Raw genomic sequence first — 26065 nt, forward strand, 5'->3', positions numbered from 1 at the left:
GATGCGGGTTCTGCCTGCCGCCTGCCCCTCCGGGAGACCCTTGCATGACCCTGTCCGATCCGCGCCGCGCCCTGCTTCCGCTCGCCCTGGCCCTGGCCTGTGCGACCACTGCGATGCCGGTGCTGGCACAGGGGCTGCAGACCTCGTTCGAGCCCGGTGAGCCAGCTCCGACCCAGACCGCGGGCGCACTGCAGGTCACGATCGGCAACGGCCCTGCAGCGCCCTACACCGCCAAGCGCAACGCCGGCTACAGCGGCCTGCATGCACTGCGCTACAGCAGCGCTGGCGGTAACGCGCGGCGCGAACTGTTCAAGACAGACCTGGCCATCGAGGCCGATACCACGCTGTCGTGGTTGGTGCTGCCGGAAATCGTCGGCAAGGACAGCGTGGCCTCGACCTATGTCTCGCTGGACCTGCTGCTGGACGATGGCAGCAGGGTTTCGGCCGGCACTGCCCGCGACCAGCATGGCGTGGCCATCAGCGCGCGCGCGCAGGGCGATTCGAAGACGCTGTATCCGCAGCAGTGGGCGCGCAAAGCGGTACGCCTGGGCGACGTGGCCGCGCTGAAGGGCCGCCGCGTGGTGGCGATCGAACTGGAAGTGGCCAGTGCCGACGGCGCACCGGTATCCGGCTGGATCGACGATGTGCGCCTCGACGCGCAGCCACACCAGCGACCGCAGCGCGTCTCCGACTGGGTGCTGACCACCCGTGGCACCCAGGCCAACGGCACCTTCTCGCGCGGCAACAATTTCCCGGCCACCGCTGTGCCGCACGGATTCAACTTCTGGACCCCGGTGACCGATGCCGGTGCGCTGAACTGGCTGTACCGCTGGAACGAACAGAACGACGCACAGAACCGGCCGCAGCTGCAGGCGCTTGCGCTGAGCCACCAGCCCAGCCCGTGGATGGGCGACCGCCAGACCTTCCAGGTGATGCCCTCGGCCAGTCGTGGTGTGCCGGAGGCAGACCGCCGCAAGCGCGCACTGTCGTTCGATCGCAGCCATGAAAGCGCGCGCCCGTATCGCTACGACGTGCGCTTCGACAATGGCATCGCGGCCTCGATCGCACCGACCGACCATGCCGCAGTGTTCCGCTTCGACTTCCCCGCAGACGGCAACGCCAACCTGCTGTTCGACAACGTCGATGCACGTGGCGGCCTGACCCTGGACGCTGCGACGCAGACGCTGTCCGGCTACACCGATACCCGCAGCGGCCTGTCCAACGGCGCCAGCCGCATGTACGTGGTGGCCAGCTTCGACAAGCCTTGGCGCAGCAGCGGCCGTCTCGATACAGGCCGCCCCACCGGCTACATCACGTTCGACACCGGCAGCGAGCGCCGGGTGACCATGCGCATCGCCACCTCGCTGATGTCGGTGGAACAGGCGCGGCACAACCTCGCACTGGAAATCGCCACCACCGACACGCTGGAAAGCGTGGCCGGTCGCGCCCAGGATGCATGGGACGCCCGCCTGGCCCGCTTCGATATCGGCAATGCCAGCGACGACCAGAAGACCACGCTGTATTCCAGCCTGTACCGTCTCTACCTGTACCCCAACTCCGGCCACGAGAACGTGGGCAGCGCGGCGGCGCCGGACTGGCGCTACGCCAACCAGGCCAGCGCCAGTGACGACAACACCGACGGCAGCGCGACCCGCAGCTTTGCCGCCGTGCGCGATGGCAAGGTGTTCGTCAACAACGGCTTCTGGGACACCTTCCGCACCACCTGGCCGGCCTATGCGCTGTTCACTCCGGAGGATGCCGGGCAGCTGGTGCAGGGTTTCATCGAGCAGTACCGTGCCGGCGGCTGGATCGCACGCTGGTCGTCGCCGGGCTACGCCGATCTGATGGTCGGCACCAGCTCGGACGTGGCGTTTGCAGATGCGTGGCTGAAAGGCATCGGTGGCTTTGACCCGGCCGAGGCCTATGCCGCCGCACTGAAGAACGCCACGGTGGTACCGCCGGACCGCCATGTCGGCCGCAAGGGCATGGAGCGCTCGACCTTCCGTGGCTACGCCAGCGCTGACGTGCATGAAGGCATGTCGTGGACGATGGAAGGTGCGCTCAACGATTTCGGCATCGCCAACATGGCCGAGGCCCTGGCCAAGCGCGCCACCACGCCCGCCGCACGCGAGCGCTACAGCACCGAGGCCGACTACTTCCGTCACCGCGCCGCCAGCTACGCGACGATGTTCGACCCGGCCGCAGGCTTCTTCCAGGGCCGCAGGGCCGATGGCCGCTGGCGGGTGGACGCCAAGCACTACGACCCGCGCGTGTGGGGCCACGATTACACCGAATCCAATGGCTGGACGTTCGCCTTCACCGCCGCACACGACGGCGAAGGCCTGGCCGCGCTGTACGGTGGCCGCGACAGGCTGGCCGCCAAGCTGGACACCTTCTTCGCCACGCCGGAAACCGCCGACGCGGCGTTCGCCGGCTCCTACGGCGGCACCATCCATGAAATGACCGAAGCACGCGATGTGCGCATGGGCATGTACGCGCACAGCAACCAGCCGGCGCATCACATCCCGTGGATGTACCTGTATGCCGGGCAGCCGTGGAAGACCCAGCAGCACGTGCGCGAGATCCTGTCGCGGCTGTATGTCGGCAGCGAGATCGGCCAGGGTTATCCGGGAGACGAGGACAACGGCGAGACCTCGGCATGGTATGTGCTGGCGTCGCTGGGCCTGTACCCGCTGCGCATGGGCGCGCCGGAGTACGTGATCGGCTCGCCGGCGTTCCAGCATGCGCGGGTGGAACTGCAGGGCGGCGCGGTGCTGACCGTGAACGCGGCCAACAACTCGCGCGAGAACGTCTACGTGCAGTCGCTGAAGATCAACGGCACGCCGTGGACGAAGACCTGGGTGCCGCACGAAGTGATCGCCAAGGGCGCGACCCTGGACTTCGTGATGGGCCCGCAGCCGTCGCGCTGGGGCAGTGGCGTGGACGATGTTCCGCGCTCGTTGACCGCGCGTGGCCAGCGCCCGCAGCTGCTGCACGACCTGCTCGGCAGCGGTACGAAAGCAACGCTGGCCGATGGCCGCGCCCTGCCCGCACTGGTCGATGACGATGCCACCACCACGGTGGGCCTGGGCGGTGGCGCAACCATCGCGCTGAGCGGCCTGACCGACGGCACCCCGACGATGTACACGTTGACCAGTGGCGACGGCAGCATCCGTGGCGGCGAATGGGCACTGGAGGCACGCAACGGCAATGGCGGCTGGACCGTGCTCGACCAGCGTAGTGGTGAGGACTTCGCGTCCGCCCGCCAGACCCGTCCGTTCCGCATCGCCAAGCCTGGCCGCTACAGCGAGTATCGCCTGCGCCTGCTGGCACCGGGTCGGCTGCCGTTGGCGGAGATCGAACTGTTGGCAGCCAGCACCGTACAATGAGTCCTATGCGCTACCGTCTGCTGCCTCTGGCCCTTGTTGCCCTGTCCTTCTCCAGCTTCGGCCAGACCCAGGCGTTCGATACGCAGCTGACCCGCGATGGCGTGACGCTGAACTACCAGGACGCCCGTGGCGCCCTGGCCGCGCCGCAGCGCAAGCGGGTGATCGATACGTTCTTCTTCGCCTATCTGCGCGAACGCGCGGACTTCCATCCGGCGGCGCCGTCGATGGTGCGCATCGTGATCGATCCGGCCTACACCGGCATCGCCTTCGTTGGCGACAAGGAACAGGCGGCGACGATCACCATCAATCCGGGTTGGCTGGCGCAACACCCGAACGACATCGACCTGGTTACCCATGAGGCGATGCACATCGTGCAGGGGTATCCCGGCTACGGCGATGCACGGGTACCGGGCTGGCTGGTGGAAGGCATCGCCGACTACGCCCGCGACCGCTATGGCATGGATAACGCCGCCGCCGGCTGGGCATTGCCGGTCAAGGTCGAGAAGGGGCAGAACGTCGACAGCGGCTACCGGGTCACCGGCGCCTTCCTGAAGTGGGCCGAGACCGAGCATCCGGGCCTGGTACTGGCGCTGGACAAGGCCCTGCGCGATGGTCGCTACACGCCTGCGCTGTGGCAGAAGCAGACCGGCAAGGCGTTGCCGGCACTGTGGGCGCAGTACGCCAAGCCGCGTTCGGATGCGCCGCCGGCGCCAGCACGCCGCGGCAAGCGCTGACGGGTAGCGCCGGGCCATGCCCGGCGGAATGCAGAGCGCCGCGCTGCGCGCTCGCCGGGCATGGCCCGGCGCTACCACATCGCTGCCTCAGCGCGACCGCACGAAGCCGGCGTACAGCGCGAACAGCTGCCGGAAATAACGACGCGTCACTCGATTGCGCATGGCACCCTCGCCGATGGAAAGTTGGTCGGGCCCAGGGCAGGAAGGCCGGTCCGGTCCCTTCCCGCGGCCGGGCCACGTGGGCGTATTGGGCCGCAAAGGCGTTGCAGGGACATGACCGGGCGGCGTAGCGCGTGTGGCACAGGCCGGCGGGCGGTAGAGCCGGCCGCTGGCCGGCTGCAGTGGCGGTGGACATGATTGCGGTTGCCGGCCAGCGGCAGGCACTACCCGTTTCCGCTTTGCGGAAACAGAAACGCGCCCCGCGGGGCGCGTTTCTGCAGCTGTCGCTGGAAAGAAGGCTTACGCCTTCTTTTCCGCTTCCAGCTGCTTGCGGATCTGCGCATCCACCGCGGCAATCGCGGTCATGTTCAGGATCCGGCGCGAGGTCGCGCTGGTGGTCAGGATGTGCACCGGCTTGTTCACGCCCATCAGGATCGGGCCGATCGCCACGCCGTCGGTGAACACGCGCACCAGGTTGTAGGCGATGTTGGCCGCTTCCAGGTTCGGCAGCACGAACAGGTTGGCACGGCCCTGCAGGGTCGAACCCGGCAGCAGTTTCTGGCGCAGCGCTTCATCCCATGCGGTGTCGCCCTGCATCTCGCCATCCACGTTCAGACGCGGGTTGCGCTTGAGCAGCAGCTCGCGCACCTGGCGCATCTTCAGCGCATCCTTCGAGTCGTGGCTGCCGAAGTTGGAGTGCGACAGCAGCGCCACCTTCGGTTCCACGCCGAACAGCTTCATGCGGTAGGCGGCCTGCAGGGTCGCTTCGCACAGCTGCTCGGCGGTCGGATCTTCCTGCACGTGCGTATCGACGAAGAAGAACACGCCCTGCTGGTTGATCACACCGGTCATCGCCGAGGTCGAGGTGACCTTCGATTCCAGCGGCAGCACGCTGCGCACGTAACCCAGCTTCTTGTGGAAACGCCCGACGATGCCGGTCAGCATCGCATCGGCTTCACCACGGGCCACCATCACCGCCGCGATCAGGGTCGGACGCGAACGCATCAGGTTCTTCGCCGCGGCGACGGTCACGCCACGACGGCCGGTCAGGCCGTGGTAGTACTGCCAGTATTCGTTGAAGCGCGGGTCGTCATTGATGTTGGTGACTTCAATGTTCTCGCCGATCTTCAGGCGCAGGCCGAGGCGCTCGATGCGCGACTCGATCACTTCCGGGCGACCGATCAGGATCGGATGCGCCAGGCCGTCGTCGACCACGTTCTGCACCGCCTGCAGCACCACTTCCTCTTCGCCTTCGGCGTAGACCACGCGCTGCTTGTCACTGCGTGCGCGATCGTAGACCGGCTTCATCATCAGGCTGGTGCGATAGACGAACTGGGCCAGCTTGTCGCGGTAGGCGCCCATGTCGGCGATCGGACGGGCGGCCACGCCCGAATCCATCGCAGCCTGCGCCACCGCAGCCGACAGCTCCACCAGCAGGCGGCGGTCGAACGGGCGCGGAATCAGGTATTCGCGGCCGAAGCTCGGGGTCTCGCCGCCATAGGCCGAACCCATGTCGGTGGCCGCACGACGCGCCAGCGCGGCGATCGCGCGCACGCAGGCGATCTTCATTTCCTCGTTGATCGCGGTCGCGCCCACGTCCAGCGCACCACGGAACAGGTACGGGAAGCACAGCACGTTGTTGACCTGGTTCGGGTAGTCCGAACGGCCGGTGCCGATGATCGCGTCCGGGCGCGCCGCGCGCGCCAGCTCCGGCATGATTTCCGGGGTCGGGTTGGCCAGCGCGAAGATCACCGGGTCCGGCGCCATCGTCTTGACCATCTCGGCAGTCAGGATGCCCGGCGCCGACAGGCCCAGGAAGATATCCGCACCGTCGACGATCTCGGCCAGGCTGCGCTTGTCGGTATCGCGCGCATAGCGCTGCTTTTCCGGGTCCAGATCGGTACGGCCGGTGTGGATCACGCCCTCGCGGTCGAAGGCCAGGATGTTTTCCGGCTTCAGGCCCAGCTGTACCAGCATGTTCACGCAGGAAATGCCGGCCGCGCCCATGCCCGTGGTCGCCAGCTTCACTTCCTCGATCTTCTTGCCGGTGATCGCCATGGCGTTGAGCACCGCCGCACCGACGATGATCGCGGTGCCGTGCTGGTCGTCATGGAACACCGGGATCTTCATGCGCTCGCGCAGCTTGCGCTCGACAATGAAGCACTCCGGTGCCTTGATGTCTTCCAGATTGATGCCGCCGAAGGTCGGTTCCAGCGAGGCGATGATGTCGACCAGCTTGTCCGGGTCGGTTTCATCCACTTCGATGTCGAACACATCGATGCCGGCGAACTTCTGGAACAGCACACCCTTGCCTTCCATCACCGGCTTGCCGGCCAGCGCGCCGATGTTGCCCAGGCCCAGCACCGCGGTGCCGTTGGAGATCACCGCCACCAGGTTGCCACGGGCGGTCAGCTCGCTGGCCTGCTGCGGGTCGGCCTTGATCGCTTCACAGGCGTACGCCACGCCCGGCGAATACGCCAGCGACAGGTCGCGCTGGGTCAGCATGGGCTTGGTAGCGGAAACCTTGATCTTTCCCGGCGGGGACATCCGGTGGTAATCGAGGGCGGCCTGTTTGAAATCTTCGTTGGACATCGATGTGGGTTACATGAATGGGCAGAAGGGACAGGGGATGATACCCCCGTTGGAGCGTCTGGACCTGTCGCTATCCTGTCGCAGGCATGCTGCGACCGCACAATTCCGTGCCGTATGCGACGGTACCGCGACACCAGCTTCGGTGCGTCCCATGACAGCCATGGGACGCCTTGAAACGCCGCGGGGCCGTACCACTGTCGTGATCGGCCCCGCGGTACCACACACCTGGATCAGCCCCTGGCCGGCAGCGCCTCGGGCACGGCATCGATCAGCGGCGGCAGTTCGCTTTCGCGGCCATCCAGCGCCAGCTTCAGGCGGTTGCGGTCCAGCGCCCCCTCCCAGCGCGAGACCACCACGGTGGCCACGGCATTGCCGATGAAGTTGGTCAGCGAGCGGCATTCGCTCATGAAGCGGTCCACGCCCAGGATCAGCGCCATGCCGGCCACCGGCACCTCCGGCACCACGGCCAGGGTGGCGGCCAGGGTGATGAAGCCGGCGCCGGTGACGCCGGCCGCGCCCTTGGAGCTGAGCATGGCGACCAGCAGCAGGGCAATCTGATGGCCCAGGGTCAGTTCGGTGTTGGTGGCCTGGGCGATGAACAGCGCGGCCAGGGTCATGTAGATGTTGGTGCCGTCCAGGTTGAACGAGTAGCCGGTCGGGACCACCAGGCCCACCACCGACTTGCTGCAGCCGGCGCGTTCCATCTTCTCCATCAGCGACGGCAGCGCCGACTCCGACGAGGAGGTGCCCAGCACCAGCAGCAGTTCGGCCTTCAGGTAGCGCGCCAGCTTGAACACCGAGAAGCCGCACAGGCGGCAGACCAGGCCCAGGATGACCGCCACGAACAGGAAGGCGGTGAGGTAGAACGAACCCACCAGCCAGGCCAGGTTGATCAGCGAGCCAACGCCGTACTTGCCGATGGTGAAGGCGATTGCGCCGAAGGCACCGATCGGCGCGGCCTTCATCAGGATGTGGACCAGCTTGAACACCGGGGCGACCAGCGCCTCCAGGAAGTTCACGATCGGCTTGCCCTTCTCGCCCACCGATGCCAGCGCGATGCCGAACAGCACGGCCACGAACAGCACCTGCAGGATGTTGCCATCGACGAACGCGCTGAGCAGCGTCTTCGGGATGATGTCCATCAGGAAGCCGACCAGGGTCAGGTCATGCGACTTCTCGACGTAGCTGTGCACCGCGGTCTGGTCCAGCTCGGCCGGGTTGATGTTCATGCCGGCGCCGGGCTGCACCACGTGCGCCACGATCATGCCGACGATCAGCGCCAGCGTGGAGAAGAACAGGAAGTACGCCATCGCCTTGGCGAATACGCGGCCCACCGTGCGCAGGTGGGTCATGCCGGCGATGCCGGTGACGATGGTCAGGAAGATCACCGGTGCGATGATCATCTTCACCAGGTTGATGAAGGCATCGCCGAGCGGCTTCATCTTCTCGCCGATCAACGGTTCGTAGTGGCCGAGGATGGCGCCCAGGACGATCGCCACGATCACCTGGAAGTACAGCTGGCGATAGATCGGCAACGGCTTTGCAGGCACCAGTGCTGCGGTCGGGATGTGCATGGCGGACTCCGGAAGGGGCGTTTTCAGGCACGTACGGCCCCGGGACTGCACGGGAACCGTTACCGTGGAAACTGACCGCAGGCCCTGTGCAGCACGCGCAGGGGGTGCGACCAATGGACGCCTTTGTACGCGCCGGGCACGCTGGCGCAGATAACCTATTGGTACTAGCCCCCCGGTTCAGGTGGCCGCGATGCCTACACTGGCGCCGCACCGCCCGATCACGGGGAGGCCGGTGGCCCGAGCTGAACGGCCGGGCGCGTCATTGCGAAAGTTCCGGCCCTTGCGGCCGTTGTTGTCCTGTCCACACGCAATCTGAGAGAGCCGCACCCAACATGCGCCCGATTCCCACCTTGCTGGCCCTGTCGCTGGCCGCGCTTCCCGCCTTCGCTTCGGCTGCCGATTTCGACAACTGGCCGACCAAGTACGCCTTCGGCGACGGCACCGAGCTGGCCGCTACCGCCAACATCGCCTACGACTACAACGATTTCTCCTCGGGCAGTGGCCTTGAGGACGACGACGCCGTGCGCCGCAAGGAGTTCGGTGCGACGCTGAAGAAGAAGGGCGTCTACGACGCGATGGTCTATTACGACTTCCAGTCCGATACCTGGCTGGACGTGTTCGTGCGCTTCGAAAGCAAGGCCTTCTTCGGCCGCGACATCGGCCGCTTCCGCTTCGGCTACATGAAGACCCCGGTCGGCCTGGACGCGAACACGTCCTCGCGCGCCGGCAGCTTCCTGGAAACCGCGCTGCCGGTGCAGGCCTTCTACGCTGGCCGCCGCACGGGTGTGGAATGGGTGCTTGAGCGCCCGCAGTACCTGCTGCAGGCCGGCGCCTATGGCGGCAAGGACCTGCAGGGTGACAACCCGGGCACCACCCAGGCCGTGCGTGCGGTGTGGACCCCGGTGAAGGCGCCGGGTGACGTGATCCACCTGGGCCTGGCCTACTCGCAGGAAAATCCGCGCGGTTACAGCGATGGCCGCGACGTGCACCACGAGGCCAGCGCGCGCCTGCGCGCACGTCCGGAAGCAGGCCTGACCGACATCCGCTATGTCGATTCCGGCGCGCTGGTCACCGCCGACCAGATCCGCCGCACCGGCCTGGAAGGCATCTGGATCCGCGGCCCGTTCTCGCTGCAGGCCGAAGCCCTGCGCGCCACGGTCACCCGCAATGACGGCAAGCCCGACTACACCGGCAGCGGCCAGTACGCGATGGCCAGCTGGGTGCTGACCGGCGAATCGCGCCCGTACAACGCCGGTGCGGTGGCCAACATCAAGCCGGCCCACGACTACGGCGCAGTGGAACTGGTGGCCCGCTACAGCCGCCTCGACCTCGACGATGGCAGCATCCTCGGCGGCCGCCAGCACGACCTCACTCTGGGTGCGAACTGGTACCTGACCAGCCACTTCAAGTTCCAGGCCAACTACGTCAAGGTCGACGCCAGCCGTCGCGGCGTGCACAGCACGCCGGAGATCTTCGAACTGCGCGCGCAGATGCACTTCTGACCCCTTCCACGTCAGATCCCGGCGGGCGTGCACGCCACGCCCGCCGGCCCTGCGTAGACTGCCGCCATGTACTGGCTCAGCCGCCACCGGATGCTGTTGCTGACCATCGCGGTGATGGTCGGCGGCACCGTGCTGTGTGCGGTCGCCGCCGGCCACTACGCCTGGCGGCGCGCCCTCGGCGAGGAAAGCAGCCAGGTACAACGCCAGCTGCAGTTGTATGGCCAGGGCCTGCAGCAGCGCATCGACCGCTTCGGCACCTTGCCGCAGGTACTGGCACTGGATCCGGATCTGCTGCACGCGCTGCGCGTACCGCCCTCGCCCACCGAACGGCAGCGGCTGAACCTCAAGCTGCAACGCGCCAATGAAGTCACCCGTGCCTCGACCCTGACCCTGGTCGGCCACGATGGCGTGGCGGTGGCGGCGAGCAACTGGGACCAGCCGACCACCAACGTCGGTGAGAACTACAGCTATCGTCCCTATTACCGCCAGGCGCTGGCCCAGGGCCGCGGCCGCTTCTACGGCATCGGCATGACCACCGGTGTGCCCGGCTACTACCTGTCGCAGGCCATCGAGGAAGACGGTAAGCGGCTCGGCGTGGTGGTGATCAAGGTCGAGCTGTCGGCACTGGAGCAGGAGTGGCTGAGCAGCCCTGACGTGGTGCTGGCCAGTGACGACCACGACGTGGTGTTCCTGGCCAACCGTGACAGCTGGCGCTACCGCCTGCTGCGACCGCTGGGCGCCGATGAGCGCCGCGAGATGCTGGACGCCCGCCAGTACGCCGATCGCACCCTGCAGCCACTGCGCGCACGTACCGAGGATGTACTGGCCGATGGCGGCCGCATGGTGCGCCTGCTGGATCCGGCATTGCCGCAGCCGATGCTGTGGCAGAGCCTTGCGCTGCGGGCCGAAGACTGGAACCTGCACCTGCTGCACGACGCCAGTGCCGCCACCGCCGCCGGCCGTGCGGCCGCGCTTACCGGAGGTGCCGCATGGCTGGCGCTGGGCTTCCTGGTGCTGTTCATACAGCAGCGCCGGCGCCTGGCCAAGCATCGCCTGCGCAGCCGCCGCGAGCTGGAAACCCTGCTCAAGCAGCATGCACAGGAACTGCGCACCGCACAGGATGGCCTGCTGCAGGCCGCCACCGATGCCGACAGCGGCCTCAGCCGCAGCCTCGAACACCTGCCGCAGGGCGTGGTGGTGATCGACCGGGACCTGCGTCTGGTCGCATGGAATTCGCGCTACCTGGAACTGTTCCGTTTCCCGCTGGACCTGGTGCGCGTGGGGCGGCCCATCGAGGAACTGTTCCGCTTCAACGCACGCCGTGGCCTGCTCGGTCCCGGCCCGGTCGACGAGGCCATCGAGCGTCGCCTCAACCACCTGCGCAGCGGCCGTCCACACATGCGCGAAAGTGAGAAGGACGACGGTACGGTGCTGGAAATCCGCGGCAACCCGCTGCCCGACGGCGGTTTCGTCACCAGCTACGCCGACATCACCAGCTACAAGAATGCTGCACGCGAACTGCGCTCGCTGGCCGATGCACTGGAACACCGCATCGCCGAACGTACCCACGACCTGGACGAAGCACGCCGCGAGGCCGAACAGGCCAACCGCTACAAGACCCGCTTCGTCGCCTCGGCGGTGCACGACCTGCTGCAACCGCTGAATGCCGCGCGCATGTTCGTCTCGGTGCTGCGCGGCAAGCTGAGCGACCCGGCGCAGCAGCAGACCAGCGACCATATCGATGCCGCGTTGGCGGCGCAGGACGCGATCCTCAACAGCCTGCTGGACATCGCGCGGCTGGAATCGGGCAGCCTGCCGACGCGTGTACAGGCCTTCCGGCTGGGACCGCTGCTGCAGACGCTGGCACGCGAATTCGGCATCGCCGCGCAGTCGCGCGGCCTGGTGGTCGACTGGGTAGATACTGATGCCGTAGTGGTCAGCGATGAGGCACTGCTGCGCCGCATCCTGCAGAACTTCCTGTCCAATGCGCTGCGCTACAGCGAGCGCGGCCGCGTGCTGCTGGGCTGCCGTCGCCGCGAAGGGCTGCTGTGGATCGAAGTGCACGACCAGGGCCCTGGCATTCCCGATGCGCTGCAGGGCGAGATCTTCGAGGAATTCCGCCGCCTGCATGATGGCCAGCAACGCGGTGCCGGCCTCGGCCTGGCGATCGTCGACCGCATCGGCCGCCTGCTCGGCCATCCGATCCGGTTGCGCTCGCAGCTGGGCCAGGGCAGCGTGTTCGCCGTGGGCGTGCCATTCGGCGAGGCCAGCGCGATTCCAGCCACTGCACCACCACCGGTGCTGGTGCAGGAGCCTGCTGCGGACAATCCCCTGCGAGGGCGCCGGGTGTGGGTGATCGACGACGATCCGCACGTGTGCGCGGCCAGCCGCGCGCTGCTGGAGCGCTGGGGCTGCGAGGTGCTGCTGGCCGATGGCCCGCAGGCAGCGCTGCAGTTGGCCACGACGGCAACCGTGCCGGAGCTGGTGCTGCTGGATGTGCGCATGGGTGACCACCACGGCCCGGTGCTGTACGAGACATTGGCAGAGCTGTGGCGGGCCCGCCCGCCGGTGGTGCTGGTCACTGCCGAGCGCGATGCGGGATTGCGTGAGATGGCTGCCGAGCGTGGCTGGGGAATGATGGCCAAGCCGGTGAAACCGCCGGCGCTGCGGGCGCTGATGAGTCAGTTGCTGATCCGGCATCGCGGGTGATTCCAGCCAACGGCGCAGCCCCTCGTGGGTGGAGGCGTAACGCGGTTCATGGGTGAGGCCGGGTAGATGGGCTGCGCAGGGGTCGCTGCAAGTACGTCCCTGTAAGCTCGGTCGCCGCATCCATGCGGCTCACGCCCCTGCGCAGCCCATCTACCCGACCACGGACAAGTTCCGTGCGCGTCCACCCACGGAGAAGAAAAAGAAGATCAAAAGCGGATCGCGCGCTGCGCTTGCTCGTGTAAAGCCGAACCCATGCTCGGCTCTTGTGTCTTGGATCGTGCCCTGATCAGGCACAATCCCCCGGTGACCCGGGAGGCTCCGATGACGCTGCCTCGGCTCTTAAGCCTTCGAGCTTGCAAAGTAGATTCAGCGCGTCGGCGGCCTGACACCGCCATGGAACTTGAACGGTATCTTAGGCCCGCCATCGGGTGAGAGCCTGTACTCACAAGGGCAAGTCTGGCGGCTTCCGATCACGATCGTAAGTTCAAGCTGGAGCGAAATCATGCAATTTATCGGCATCGACGCAGCCAAGGCGACTTTTGACATCGCCCTGCCTCTATCTCACGGCAAGTATCGAACCAAGGCCAAACTCCCCAATACGCCAAAGGGTTTTGATGAGCTTCTGGCCTGGCGCGCCAAACATGCGCCGAACGCGGCGGTAGGTATGGAGGCTACAGGCATCTATCACGAGGCCTTGGCTCAAGCACTGGTGGAAGCGGGGGTAGTGGTTCATGTGGCCAATCCCGCCCGAGTAAAGGCGTTTGGGCAGGCGGAGGGGATGCGGACCAAGACTGACCGCAGCGACGCCAAGCTGATTGCCCGGTTTTTTGAGGCACAACGCTCGGAAAAGCTGTATCCCTACGTTCCACCGACGCCCTCGGAGGTGAAGCTGCGCGCCTTGGTACGGCGTCGAGATGACCTCCAGGAAATGCTGCAGATGGAGCACAACCGCCTGGACGTTGCCGATATCTCGGTCCAGCAAGGGATCAAGGATGTGATCCGGACGTTGGAAGAGCAGATCAAGCAGGTCCAGAAGGCGATTGAGGACCATATCGATAACGATCCGGACCTGCGCCGGCGTCATCAACTGCTTACCAGCATCCCCGGTGTAGGCAACACCAGCAGTGCCCAGCTGTTGGCCATGCTGGGGGATCTAAGCAAATACAGCGACGTGCGCCAGGTGGTTGCCCACGCGGGCCTGAATCCGGCCCAGCGTCAATCAGGAAACTACGAAGGCAAATGCCGGATATCACGCGTCGGCGACGCCAATTTCCGCAAAAAGCTGTACATGCCGGCGCTGACCGGGAAGACCCACAACCCCACACTGAAGTCCTTTGCAGACCGGCTCAGCGCGAAAGGCAAGCCCTTCAAGGTCGTCATGTGCGCAGTGATGCGCAAGCTCATCCATCTGATTTGGGGCGTACTGAGAAGTGGCCGACCCTTTGAGCCTGACGTCGCCCTTGCCTAGGCGAGGGCGACACGGTATCTACAAAAGGCGGCCTGACAGCCTGCTTTTGCTTTTGATCTTTTTTCTTCTCCGTGGGTGGCAGGCCACCGAAATCTGTCAGAGGCCGGTCGGGTTGGGTGCGCGGGGGTGTCAGCCGCATGGATGCGGCTGCCAAGCCTCCAGGGACGGATTCACGGCGTCCCCCGCGCACCCGACCCGACCGGCCCACTCGCGGCTTCTGCTTTCAGCGACCAACCCAAACCCACCCACGAGGGGCTGCGCCGTTGGCTGGAAACTACAACCCGATGCCGGCGTCGCCTTCCGGCTCCAGCGCCTTCACCAGCACTGCGGCCTGTGTGCGGCTGTGGCATTCGAGCTTCTTCAGGATCGCGGTGACATGCACCTTCACCGTGTTTTCCGCCAGCCCCAGCGTGTAGGCGATCTGTTTGTTGAGCAGCCCGTCGGCCAGGCACAGCAGCACGCGGAACTGCTGCGGGGTCAGCTGGGCCAGGCGGCTGGCCAGCAGCGCGTCGGCCTCGGAGCGTTCGGCAGCCATCGCCGGGAACCACAGTCCGCCGTCCAGCACCGCCCGCACGGCCTCACCGATGGTCTCGGCCGGGGCCGACTTCGGGATGAAACCAGCCGCACCGAACTGCTGCGCGCGGCGGATCACACGGGGGTGATCGTTGGACGAGAGGATCACCACCGGGATGTCCGGATGCGAGCCGCGCACGTGCAGCAGCGCGGAAAAGCCGTGCGCGCCGGGCATGGTCAGGTCGAGCAGCACCAGGTCCACGTCCTGATGCGCATCCAGTGCCTCGGCCAACGCGTCGGCACTGGCGACCTCACGCACCTGCGCCAGCGGCAGGCTCTGCCGCAATGACTGCACCACCGCCGAACGCAGCAGCGGGCGGTCATCGGCGATCAGGATGGTGTATTCGCTCATGGGGCAAGTTTGGCATGTCACCAAAGGGAATGCCTTCTTCATTTGCTTCGCCGGCCAGTCGATGCCCCAGAAAGGGCTGCCGCGACTGCTGTGTAGACTCTCTGTAATTAAGAAAATGCGGCATCAACCAGATCGTCAGATACAGGACACCGATCAGTAGGGCTGTTCCAACTTTGCCATACGTACTGCGCATCACCTCGTACAGATCCTCACGCAGGGTTGAAGGAACGCTACCAATGCGCTGAAGATCCAACAATCGCTGCGCCGACCGGACGTCAATCCGCATCCGAGGGTAGTCACCTCTCTCCAGAACCTCTTTTCGATTTACCACAGCCGATCCCCGCTGGACCTCGGAGTACTTCAGGTCCGCTGCCCTGCAGGCAAATCCCGCCAGCGCAGCATTACGTGGAGCCAGGCATTCATCGATCAGGTCCAGCAACTCCGCATATTGAATCGCGTCATAGTCCTGGCTAGCCGCTTTGGCTCGATAGTCACTTCGCTCCAATTGATACGAGATCAGATGATTGATTAGCAAAAGGTACAGGCCGACCATAACCACCGAGGAGCCTATAACTAGAAGGACTCGCCTTACCGCCGTTGTACGGGCCCAGTGAATGCTACGCATGACCCCTGAGCCAATCATTTCCACGTCTTCGAAGTTGTCCTTCAGCCTTCCCAATGATCATTCCTCACACGACTGGAAACAGGATATCGGCGGGAATGGCACCTAGGTTTAGCGCCCTGCCGGCTCCACGCTGCTGCGCCAGGCATCGAGGAACTGGCGGCGCTTGAGCGCGTCCAGGTACACCAGCAGGCCGGGGCCGAGCTGGATCGGGCGGCGGCTGCGGCCGGGTGCATTCGCGCTGCGTGCATTGCCGGTCACGATCGGCATCAGCCGCGCCTCGCGCGACAGCACCTGCTGGCCGCGTGGCGACAGCAGGTAATCGAGGAAGCGCCGCGCTTCTTCCGGGTGCGGGCCGGTACGCGGAATCACCGCGGTACGCAGCACCACCAGCGTGTAATCCTCGGGCTCGACAATGGCCAGCGGTGCGCCGGCATCGACACGTGCCTGCGCGTAGGAGCCGAGCACGTTGTAGACCAGCGACAGCTGGCCGCTGGCCACCTGGTCCAGCAGCACGCCGGTACGTTCCTCGCGCACAACGTCGTTGTCACCGAGCGCGCCCAGCAACGCACCGGCGATGCTGCCACGCTGCGCGTCCTGGGTCGCCAGCAGGTACCCGACGCTGCTGCGCTCGATGTCATAGGTGCCGACCTTTCCGCGCAGCGGCGCGCCCTCCGCGCGTAGCCGGTCCAACAGCTGGCGGCGCGTATGCGGCACCTTCCCCACCGGCAGCGCGCGGGTGTTGTAGACCATCACCACCGGCTCGTAGCTGATCCCGAACGCCTCGTTGCGCCACTGCGCCCAGGCCGGCAGCGCGGCGGTCTGCGCCGAACGGTGCGGCAGTGCATGGCCATCGTTGACCAGCTTGGTCTGCAGGTCCATGCCGCTGGAGATCAGCAGGTCCGGCGACGCAGGTCCAGCGCGGTCATGCAGGTAACGCGCGTACAGGTCCTGGGTGATGATGTCCTCGTACACCACTTCGGTGCCGGGGTGCAGGCGCTGGTAGTCAGCGATGACCACCGCGAACACTTCGATGTCGGTAGTGCCGTGGATGCGCAGCTGCGCAGCAGCGTTTCCCTGCGCGGGGAAACGGCGCACGTCGCCCGGCGCGGCCAGTACCGGCACGGCCAGCAGCAGGGCAACAGCGGCGGCGAACAGGCGGATCATGAACTGCTCCGGGGCAGGCGGATGGTAGCGATCAAGCCGCCCTGCGGACGGTTGCTGAGGTCGATGCGGCCGCCATGGCTGTCGACCACGCGCTTGACGATGGCCAGCCCCAGGCCGGCGCCGCCGGACGGTGCGCCTTCGCCACGGGCAAAACGTTCGAAGACGCGCTCTGCGTCTGCTGCGGCAATGCCGGCGCCATGGTCGGCAATGGTCAGCACCGCCTGCCCGCCTTCCACCGTCAGTGCGATCTGCAAGGGACCATCGCCACCGTACTTCAGCGCGTTGTCGACCAGGTTCTTGATCGCCTCGCGCAGCAACAGCGCATCGCCATGCACCTGCACCGGCTCGGCGGTCATCGCCAGCTGCACACGCGGCGCCGGGCCGGCTTGCGGCAGCGCTTCATGCAGGGCCTGGTGCACGGTCTCGGCCAGGTCCACCGTGGCGAAGCGCTGCAGGTGCGAACGATGGATCACGCTGGCGTCGCTGAGCAGCTGGTTGAGCAGCCGGCTCATATGGGTGGCATTGCGCTCGATCGCCTGCAGGCTGCGGCGCATGTCTTCCGGATCGTCGTCGTCCAACGCCAGCTGCGCCTGTGCACGCAACGCGGCCAGCGGCGTGCGCATCTGGTGCGCGGCCTCGGCCATGAACGCACGCAGTGTCTCGTTGCTGCTGGACAGGCGCTCCATGAAGCGGTTCAAGGCGGCCACCATCTGGTCCATCTCACGCGGCACGCGCGCATCCAGCGGTTTCAGGTCGGACGGCTCGCGGCGCGACAGCTCGCGTTCCACCCGCACCAGCGGCCGGAACGCGCGGTGCACGCCAAACGCCACCAGCGCCAGCAGCAGCCCCGACAGCACGCCGATGGCCAGCAATGCGCGATTGACCAGGTCCTGCGCCACGGCTTCGCGGGCGCGCCGGGTCTGGCCGACCTGGACCTGCACCTCGCCCTGCGCCGAGGCGGCCGCGAAACTGCGGCCGACCACCACGAACCGCACGGTCTCGCCGCTGTAGGCGGCATCGAACAACTGCGGTTGCGTGCCGGGCCGGCGCGGCGGCGCCGGCAGGTCGCCGTAGCCGGTGATCAGGTTGCCGCGGCTGTCGGCGACCCGATAGAACACGCGGTCCTCCGGCGCCATCGCCAGCAGGTCCAGCGCCGCATAAGGCAGGTCGACCTGCCATTGGCCATCAACCAGCGCCACCGAGTCGGCGATGGACAGCGCCGAGGACAGCAGCAGGTGGTCGTAGGAACGATTGGCGGCGCGTTGGCCATAGTCACGCGCGGCGAACAGCAGGGCCACCGCGAACACCGCCAGCAATGCACCGAGATACAGCAGCAACGTGCGCCGCAGCGAGCCTGGTGCGGCGTTCGCGGCGCGCGCGTCAGCCATCGGCGTCGGCGTCGGTGCTGCCGTCACTGGCTTCCAGCAGGTAGCCGACACCGCGCACCGTAGTGATGCGCAACGGCGCAGCAGCCAGTTTTTTTCTCAGGCGACCGATGTACAGCTCGATCGCATTCGGGCCGGCCTCGTCATCGAAGCCGAACAGGCCATTGCCGATTTCGTCCTTGCCAACCACCTGGCCGAGGCGGCCGACCAGAATCTCCAGCAACCGGTACTCGCGGTTGGGCAGTTCGATCGGTTCGCCATCGAGGCTGACGCGGTGCGCGGCATTGTCGAACTGGAACCCGCCGATCTGCACCACCTCACTGGCCTGGCCACGCGCGCGCCGCAGCAGCACGCGGCAACGCGCTTCAAACTCGCGAAAATCGAATGGCTTGCCCAGGTAATCGTCGGCACCGACATCCAGCGCCTGCACCCGATCTTCGATGCCATCGCGCGCGGTCAGCATCAGCACCGGCGTGCTGTCGCCGCGCTCGCGCATGCCGGAAAGCACGCGCAGGCCATCCAGCTTGGGCAGCCCGATATCCAGCACCACCAGGTCGAAGCTCTGGTAGCGCAGCACGCTGGCAGCGGCCAGGCCATCGGCCTGCCAGTCCACGGCGTGCCCACTGCGGCGCATGCGGCGGATGATGGCATCGGCCAGATCCGGATTGTCTTCGACCAGCAGCAGGCGCATGGGCACGGGGGTGGGAGGGGAAACGAATGCTACCGCATGACGCCGGGGCCGCCCGCCGGTCATGGACCGGCGCTACCGGGATACACCGCATGGGTAGCGCCGGGCCGTGCCCGGCGGTCTTTTACGCTGCACCGCACAATCCGTTGACAGGACGATGACAGCTTGCCCGACCCAGACTGCGGCCGCGCACCGTCCGGTGCCCACGATTGCCGCGCGCCTGGCGTGCACCTGGGAGGGTTTGTGGAATTCACGTTTGCCTGGCGGCGTCCTGCCGCCATGATGGCTTTGGCTGCCCTGTCGGCGCCGGCCTTTGCCGCCGAAGACGACCGTCCGGTCACCGCCAGCCTGGGCGGCCGTCTGCACCTGGACTTCGCCACCTTCGACAACGACAACCGCGGCACGCCGAACAAGGACGATACCGAGATCCGCCGCGCCTGGCTGGACGTGTCCGGCAAGTTCTTCGTGGTCGACTACAAGCTGGAAGCCGACTTCTCCGGCGATCGCGTCGAGGCCAAGGACGTGTACCTGGCACGCAGCTTCGGCAAGGCCGGCAAGCTGACCGTCGGCCAGTTCAAGCAGTATTTCTCGCTGGATGACCGCACCAGCTCCAACTACGGCAGCTTCCTGGAGCGCGGCAACGCCGGCACCACGCTGGCGCCGCTGTACCGCCTGGGTGCGTCGTGGCAGGCCAATCCGGGTGACTTCACCTGGGCGGCCAGCATCTACAGCCTGGAAAGCATCGATGCCTGGCAGGTGAAGGGCCGCGCCGCCGGTGGCCGCGTCACCTGGGCCCCCTCGCCCAGCGAGGGCGACGTGCTGCACCTGGGCCTGTCGCTGGCCCGCGAGGCCTACGACAACCCCGGCGCCAACGGCACCCCGGGCCTGAGCATCCGCCCGCGTCCGGCCGGCCATCTCTCTGATGAAAGCCGCCTGACCCTGGTCAACTTCTCCGCCGGCCGCGATACCGACGTCAACAAGTGGTCGCTGGAATACGCGCAGGTGCGCGGCCCGCTGTCATGGCAGGGCGAATTCAGTGGCGCCACCTTCGATGACGGTGCCCAGCGCGGTGACGTGATGGCCGCCTACGGCATGCTCAGCTGGTTCGTCACCGGCGAGAGCCGCGCCTACGACCGCAAGACCGGCCGCTTCGCGCGGGTGAAGGATATCCGCCACAAGGCCGGTGCCTTCGAAGTGGCATTGCGCTACGACCAGATGTGGGGCGCGCAGCACCTCGACGGTGCGCCGGACCTGCGCCGCGGCAGCACCGAAGCCTGGACGCTGGGTGGCAACTGGTACCTGCGCGACAACCTGCGCTTCATGCTCAACGTGATCGAAAGCCGCAACCGCGACCGCCTGGCCGGGGTCACGGTGGACCGCACGCGTGCGGTCACCGGCCGCCTGCAGTACGACTTCTAAGCCCGACATTCCGGGCATGCCGCCCGGGCCCCTTCCACTCCCCCACGTCCTGTTTTCGCAAGGAGTCCGCAGATGATGCTGAGCATCCTCGGCTTTGGCATGGTCATTACGTTCATGTACTTGATCATGAGCAAACGCCTGTCGCCGCTCGTCGCCCTGATCACCATCCCCATCCTGTTCGCGCTGATCGGCGGCTTCGGCGCCGGCCTCGACGAGATGATGCTGGAGGGCATCAAGAAGATCGCGCCGACCGGCGTGATGCTGATGTTCGCCATCCTCTACTTCGGCGTGATGATCGATGCGGGCCTGTTCGATCCGCTGGTGCGGATCATCCTGCGCTTCGTGAAGGGCGATCCGATGAAGATCGTGCTCGGCACCGCGGTGCTGGCGATGCTGATCTCGCTCGATGGTGATGGCTCGACCACCTACATGATCACCGTCTCGGCGATGCTGCCGCTGTACCAGCGGCTGGGCATGAACGCGCTGAACATGACCTGCGTGACCATCCTTGCCGGCGGCGTGATGAACCTGACGCCGTGGGGCGGCCCGACCGCCCGCGCGGCCACCGCGCTGCACGTGGACCCGGCCGATGTGTTCGTGCCGCTGATCCCGTCGATGGTGATCGCCTGCGCCGGCGTGCTGCTGCTGGCCTGGTACCTGGGCCTGAAGGAACGCCGCCGGCTGGGTGTGGTGACCCTGCCCAAGGGTGGCAGCTGGATGGACAACAGCGTTTCCGATGACAGCAATGCGCTGCCGACGGTGGAAGACGCCGAGGACATCAAGCGTCCGAAGCTGCTGTGGGTGAACCTGGCCCTGACCGTGGCGCTGATGACCGCGCTGATCATCGGCATCCTGCCGATGCCGGTACTGTTCATGGTCGGCTTCGCCATCGCCCTGGTGATCAACTACCCGAACCTGGCCGAGCAGCGTCGCCGCGTGGTCAACCACGCCGGCAACGTGCTGTCGGTGGTATCGCTGATCTTCGCCGCAGGCATCTTCACCGGCATCCTCAACAACACCGGCATGGTCGAGGCAATGTCGCACAGCTTCCTGGCGGTGATCCCGGAATCGTGGGGCCCGTACCTGGCGGTGATCACGGCGGTGGCGTCGATGCCGTTCACCTTCTTCATGTCCAACGACGCGTTCTACTTCGGCGTGCTGCCGATCCTGTCCGAGGCCGCCAGCAACTACGGCATCACCCCGGTGGAAATGGCGCGCGCCTCGCTGGCCGGCCAGCCGGTGCACCTGCTCAGCCCGCTGGTGCCGTCCACCTACCTGCTGGTAGGCCTGGCCAAAGTCGAATTCGCCGACCACCAGAAGTTCACCCTGAAGTGGGCCATCGCCATCTCGATGCTGCTGATGATCGGCAGCCTGCTGTTCGGCCTGTACCCGCTCGCTGCCTGACCCTCTACCAAGGAGCCTTCTGCAATGACGCTTCGAATCGCTTACGTCACCAGCGGCATGGGCAGTGTCGGCACTGCCATCTGCCAGAGCCTGGCCCGTGCCGGCCACACTGTGGTTGCTGGCTGTGCACCGAACTCGCCGCGCAAGGCCAACTGGCTGCGCGAGCAGCGCGAACAGGGCTTCGACTTCATCGCCTCCGAAGGCAACGCCACCGACTGGGCCTCGACCAGCGCCGCGTTCGCCAAGGTCCGCGCTGAAGTCGGCGAGGTCGACGTGCTGGTCAACAATTCCGGTGGCAGCCGCGACCTGCTGTTCCGGCAGATGACGGTGGAGGACTGGAATGCGGTGATCGTCTCCAACCTCAACTCGCTGTTCAACCTGACCAAGCAGGTCGTCGACGGCATGGCCACGCGGGGTTGGGGCCGCATCATCAACATCGGCTCGGTCAGCGCCCACAAGGGCCAGATCGGCCAGGTGAACTACGCCACCGCCAAGGCCGCGATGCACGGCTTCAGCCGTGCACTGGCCGCCGAAGTGGCCTCGCGTGGTGTCACCGTCAACACCTTGTCGCCGGGCTATATCGCCAGCCAGGCCATCAGCAGTTTCCCGCCGGACGTGCTGGACCGGCTGGCCGCCTCGGTGCCGGTGCGGCGCCTGGGCCGTCCGGAGGAAGTGGCCGGCCTGTGTGCGTGGCTGGCCTCGGATGAAGCCTCGTACGTGACCGGCGCCGATTATCCGGTCAACGGTGGCCTGTACATGGGCTAAGCCCTCGTCCACGCAGTACGTGGACCGCCTCCCCCACGGAGTGCGCGGGGCCGGTGAACCTTCGCTTGCGAGGGTGATCCGGCCCCTTTTTTCTACCTGTACCCGGTGCGTGCTATACCGACAGCATCCGCGTACCGGGAGTTCGCCCATGCAGCACCTGTGGTGGGGAAGCCTTGCGATCGTGCTGCCTGCACTGTGTGCGGCCGCCGCACCCGACCAGTTGCCGATGGCTGACGACGTGCAGGCTGATCGTCTGCTCGAACTGACCCTCAGCTGGGGCAAACCGTTGCCCCGCGCGGCGCAACTGGAAGACCTTCGCGCCATGCTGCCGGCGACAGCGGCCGTCATCGAAACACCTTATGCATTGCCGGGCATCACGCTGCCACCGGTGGCCCTGTCGCCACCGCTCCAGATCACCGGCGGCGTGGTCCTGCTGCAGGCCGATCACCAGCACGTGCACTCCGTGCGCCTGGATGTCGGGGGCGCCTGCGTTACGCGTCGGCAGATCGTCCAGCGCCAGATCGCGCCAGCGCTCGTGCTTCCTCCTTCAGGCCATGCCCCCGAACAGGCATTGACGCTGAGCTACCCGTCCCCGGACCGATGGATGAGCTACCTCTTCCCCGGATTGCATCACGCGTGCGTCGCGCAGGTGATCCTCAAACCGGCAGATGCACCGCCGCCGTGACAGGAATGTTGCAGGACACGCACCACTGCCCTGCACTGTTCGTTGGTTTTTCGTAAAGAAGGTTTCATGTTCCGTTCGCATAGTGGCCATGCGCCGCGCATCCGTGCCGGTGACCACCCCCAATGCAACGGACCACCATGCAGACCCGACACCTGACGATCGCCGTGACGATCGCGCTCTCCGCCGCCGCCAGCGCCCATGCCGCCTCTGCCGCCGATACCGGCGCCAGCACCGATGCCGCGCTGAGCGCACAGACGTTGGATACTGTCTCCGTGATCGGCCAGGGCGAGACCCGCCAGGTACAGCGCATCACCACGGTGGACAAGCAGGTACTGCCGCCGGGCACGAGCGGCCAGAAGATTCTCGACCGCCTGCCAGGTGTGTCGGTGCAGTCCAACGATGCCTTCGGTGCCAACGAGGAGTCGCAGACCATCAGCCTGCGCGGCTTCGACAAGAGTCGCCTCGGCTACACGCTGGACGGCATCCCGCTGGGTGACAACAGCTACGGCAACTACAACGGCCTGAGCATCGCCCGTGCACTGATCGCCGAGAACCTGGCCGGCGCCGAGCTGTCGCAGGGCATCGGCTCGCTGGGTGTGGCCTCGACCAGCAACCTGGGCGGCACCATCCAGTACTTCTCGATGGACCCCTCCACCGAGTTCGGCGGTCGCGCCAGCGTCACCGTTGGCGACAACAGCCAGCGCCGTGGCTACCTGCGCGTGGATACCGGCGACATCAACGGCTTCTCGGCCTATGTGTCCGGCGTGCACCAGGACCAGGACATGTGGGCCGCGCCGTACCAGAACCAGACCACCCGCCAGTTCAACGCAAAGGCGGTGTGGAACGTCGGCGACCATCGTTTCGGTGCATTCGTCGCGACATCGCGTGCCAGCCAGGCCAACTACGCTTACCTGTCCAAGGACATGCTGGCGCGCGGCCTGGGCTATGACTGGAACATCTACGCGCCGGACTGGGACCGCGCAGTGGCTGCCGCGTACTGCGCGCCGGGCACGCTGGACCGCAGCAAGTGCAAGTTCAGCGGTGGCGTCAACAGCATCGACGATGCGTACTACCAGAGCCGTGCACTGCGTGACGACAACCTGTACTCGATCGATGCCGACCTGCGTCTGGGCGAGCAGGGCCGCCTGAAGCTGCTGGCCTACCACCACGACAACCGTGGCCAGGGCCACTGGTGGGCACCGGGCCAGCCGTCCTACCCCGGCACCGACAAGATGCTGCCGATCTCGATCCGCAGCACCAACTACACGATCAACCGCGACGGCCTGACCGCCGCGCTGTCGTGGACGGTGGGCATCCACGAACTGGAAGCCGGCCTGTGGTACGAGCAGAACGACCATAACGTCTCGCGCAACTTCTACTACATCAGCGGTCCGTTCCTGGACGACCTGTACTTGAAGAACCCGGACCGCCTGCTGTTCAACCAGGACTTCGACATCCGCACGCGCCAGTTCTACGTGCAGGACCGCATGCGCTTCCTGGACCAGCGCCTGACCGTGGACGTGGGCATCAAGAGCCCGAACACCCGCATGCGCGCCACCGCCAACCCGGGCGTGGAAACCAGCATCGCCTCAGGCACGCTGACTGCCAAGGAATCGGTGCTGCCGCAGCTGGGCCTGGGCTTCAAGCTCAACGCCAACAACGAGCTGTTCGCCTCGTATGCCGAAAACATCGCTGCCTTCGTCGGCGGTGGCAGCGGCGGCCCGCTGCAGGTGTCGCCGGAATCGTTCGCGGCCAGCGCCGGCCTGGAGCCGGAGAAGTCGAAGAGCCTGGAAGCCGGTTTCCGTACTTTCGGTGAGAAGTACCAGGCGTCGATCGCGGCCTACAACGTGAAGTTCGACAACCGCCTGCTGTCGCTGAACCCGTGCTCGAGCATCGAAGTCGGCACGCGTCCGGAGTGCGTGACCCGCTTCATCAACGTCGGTTCGGTGAAGAGCCACGGCGCGGAGCTGACCTTCATCCTCAAGCCGATCGACGGCCTGCAGTGGTACAACGCGCTGTCCTGGAACAAGACCACCTACGAGGACGACTACCTGTCCGGCGGCGCGGTGGTGCCGGTGGCCGGCAAGATCACCGTGGATACGCCGCAGCACATGGCGTCCAGTGAGATCAGCTGGAACCGCGATGGCTTCTTCGCCAGCCTGCGTGCCAAGTACACCGGCAAGCGTTACTACACCTACACCAACGACCAGTCAGTGCCTGGCGTGACCACCTTCGACGCCGGTGCGGGCTACGACTTCGGCCCGGGCCTGGGCCTGCGCAATGTGCGGGTGTCGTTGAACGCGACCAACCTGACCAACAAGCGCTACGCCGGCCAGCTGAGCTCGTTCGCACCGACCGATCCGAAGGGCACGCGCTATGCGATCCATGCGAGTGCGCCGCGGCAGCTGTTCATGACGGTGGCGGCGGAGTTCTAAATCGAAAGCGGGCGCTGCGGCGCGTTGATTGTTCCTGCATGGCGTGGGTAGGCAGGCCCATGCAGGACACGCCGTAAACCCATCCATGGGGGCTCGATCGGCGCATCCATGCGCCTCACGGTCCTGCATGGGCCTGCCTACCCACGCTGGACAGTTCCCCGCGCCGGCGCGGAGGCAATTGAAAGCAAGAGCAAAAGCAAAAGCAAAGAGCCGGGCACTGCCCGGCTCTTTGCTTTTCAAGCTCTTCAAACACAATCCCTCTGGTGGATTGCTGGCCGTCTCGCAGGAAATTGTCTGGAGCGGGGGGCTTGCGCTGGCCAGGACCGTCCACGGCATGGATGCCGTGGCCGAGCCTTATCTGATCGGAATCTGGCAGCGTAGGCGTCGAGAGCCGGCGTGGGCCGCCGTGCGAGCCTAGATCTCGACGATCCGTAACCAGGATC

General features: G+C 66.2%; 17 protein-coding genes. 10 read left to right on the top strand and 7 right to left on the bottom strand.

Translation table 11 applies throughout. The features are described from left to right. Positions 1 to 44 precede the first annotated feature (44 nt). Together AC3ITW_RS18275 and AC3ITW_RS18280 are read left to right on the top strand one after the other, a co-directional pair. Entirely contained in the window at positions 45 to 3389 is a 3345-nt protein-coding gene (locus AC3ITW_RS18275; protein ID WP_489389822.1) for a GH92 family glycosyl hydrolase, read from the top strand. After that, the gene (locus tag AC3ITW_RS18280; protein ID WP_154354826.1) at positions 3386 to 4123 is read left to right on the top strand and encodes a basic secretory protein-like protein; all 738 of its coding nucleotides are present in this window, start codon (positions 3386 to 3388) and stop codon (positions 4121 to 4123) included. Before AC3ITW_RS18275 ends, AC3ITW_RS18280 begins: the two co-directional genes overlap by 4 nt. Before the next feature lie 459 nt (positions 4124 to 4582). Here AC3ITW_RS18280 and AC3ITW_RS18285 read toward each other — a convergent pair whose 3' ends face one another. Both AC3ITW_RS18285 and AC3ITW_RS18290 read right to left on the bottom strand, forming a co-directional pair. Further along, positions 4583 to 6874 carry an NADP-dependent malic enzyme gene (locus AC3ITW_RS18285; protein ID WP_012512055.1) on the bottom strand — a complete coding sequence of 764 codons (2292 nt, stop codon included), beginning with the start codon at positions 6872 to 6874 and terminating at the stop codon, positions 4583 to 4585. 230 nt (positions 6875 to 7104) lie between these two features. Next, positions 7105 to 8448 carry a dicarboxylate/amino acid:cation symporter gene (locus tag AC3ITW_RS18290; protein WP_489389823.1) on the bottom strand — a complete coding sequence of 448 codons (1344 nt, stop codon included), beginning with the start codon at positions 8446 to 8448 and terminating at the stop codon, positions 7105 to 7107. A gap of 332 nt (positions 8449 to 8780) precedes the next feature. Here AC3ITW_RS18290 and AC3ITW_RS18295 point away from each other — a divergent pair, with 332 nt between their 5' ends. From AC3ITW_RS18295 to AC3ITW_RS18305, 3 genes are all read left to right on the top strand, one after another. Beyond that, the gene (locus tag AC3ITW_RS18295; RefSeq protein ID WP_049421782.1) at positions 8781 to 9950 is read left to right on the top strand and encodes an OprO/OprP family phosphate-selective porin; all 1170 of its coding nucleotides are present in this window, start codon (positions 8781 to 8783) and stop codon (positions 9948 to 9950) included. Between the two features lie 66 nt (positions 9951 to 10016). Further along, positions 10017 to 12659 (top strand): hybrid sensor histidine kinase/response regulator, encoded by a 2643-nt coding sequence (locus AC3ITW_RS18300; protein ID WP_153676083.1) that lies wholly within the window; start codon positions 10017 to 10019, stop codon positions 12657 to 12659. Positions 12660 to 13161: 502 nt separating this feature from the next. Continuing rightward, a complete protein-coding gene (locus AC3ITW_RS18305; protein ID WP_012510657.1) occupies positions 13162 to 14127 on the top strand; it encodes an IS110-like element ISStma4 family transposase in 966 nt (321 codons plus the stop codon). Between the two features lie 274 nt (positions 14128 to 14401). Here the strand turns inward: AC3ITW_RS18305 and AC3ITW_RS18310 are convergent, their stop codons facing one another. From AC3ITW_RS18310 to AC3ITW_RS18330, 5 genes are all read right to left on the bottom strand, one after another. Beyond that, positions 14402 to 15052 carry a response regulator gene (locus AC3ITW_RS18310; protein ID WP_489389824.1) on the bottom strand — a complete coding sequence of 217 codons (651 nt, stop codon included), beginning with the start codon at positions 15050 to 15052 and terminating at the stop codon, positions 14402 to 14404. After that, on the bottom strand, positions 15021 to 15605 hold the full coding sequence (locus tag AC3ITW_RS18315) for a hypothetical protein (protein WP_157804792.1): 585 nt from the start codon (positions 15603 to 15605) through the stop codon (positions 15021 to 15023). The genes AC3ITW_RS18310 and AC3ITW_RS18315 overlap by 32 nt, the downstream gene beginning before the upstream one ends. Before the next feature lie 180 nt (positions 15606 to 15785). After that, complete coding sequence (locus AC3ITW_RS18320; RefSeq protein WP_100435264.1) at positions 15786 to 16841, bottom strand: ABC transporter substrate-binding protein; 1056 nt, start codon at positions 16839 to 16841, stop codon at positions 15786 to 15788. Next, positions 16838 to 18229: a sensor histidine kinase gene (locus tag AC3ITW_RS18325; protein WP_100435263.1), complete on the bottom strand. Its 1392-nt coding sequence runs from the start codon at positions 18227 to 18229 to the stop codon at positions 16838 to 16840. The genes AC3ITW_RS18320 and AC3ITW_RS18325 overlap by 4 nt, the downstream gene beginning before the upstream one ends. Beyond that, entirely contained in the window at positions 18222 to 18917 is a 696-nt protein-coding gene (locus AC3ITW_RS18330; RefSeq protein ID WP_012512060.1) for a response regulator transcription factor, read from the bottom strand. Before AC3ITW_RS18330 ends, AC3ITW_RS18325 begins: the two co-directional genes overlap by 8 nt. A gap of 276 nt (positions 18918 to 19193) precedes the next feature. Between AC3ITW_RS18330 and AC3ITW_RS18335 the strand changes: the two genes are divergently transcribed. From AC3ITW_RS18335 to AC3ITW_RS18355, 5 genes are all read left to right on the top strand, one after another. Beyond that, a complete protein-coding gene (locus AC3ITW_RS18335; RefSeq protein ID WP_032972851.1) occupies positions 19194 to 20333 on the top strand; it encodes an OprO/OprP family phosphate-selective porin in 1140 nt (379 codons plus the stop codon). 75 nt (positions 20334 to 20408) lie between these two features. Then, positions 20409 to 21737 carry a CitMHS family transporter gene (locus tag AC3ITW_RS18340; protein WP_100435267.1) on the top strand — a complete coding sequence of 443 codons (1329 nt, stop codon included), beginning with the start codon at positions 20409 to 20411 and terminating at the stop codon, positions 21735 to 21737. A 24-nt stretch (positions 21738 to 21761) separates the two neighbouring features. Continuing rightward, the gene (gene phbB / locus AC3ITW_RS18345) at positions 21762 to 22502 is read left to right on the top strand and encodes an acetoacetyl-CoA reductase (RefSeq protein WP_100435262.1); all 741 of its coding nucleotides are present in this window, start codon (positions 21762 to 21764) and stop codon (positions 22500 to 22502) included. Positions 22503 to 22650: 148 nt separating this feature from the next. Next, complete coding sequence (locus AC3ITW_RS18350) at positions 22651 to 23187, top strand: hypothetical protein (protein WP_100435261.1); 537 nt, start codon at positions 22651 to 22653, stop codon at positions 23185 to 23187. A gap of 137 nt (positions 23188 to 23324) precedes the next feature. Then, a complete protein-coding gene (locus AC3ITW_RS18355; RefSeq protein WP_489389825.1) occupies positions 23325 to 25622 on the top strand; it encodes a TonB-dependent receptor in 2298 nt (765 codons plus the stop codon). Positions 25623 to 26065 lie beyond the last annotated feature (443 nt).

The organism is Stenotrophomonas sp. KH_052 (genome assembly GCF_057838755.1).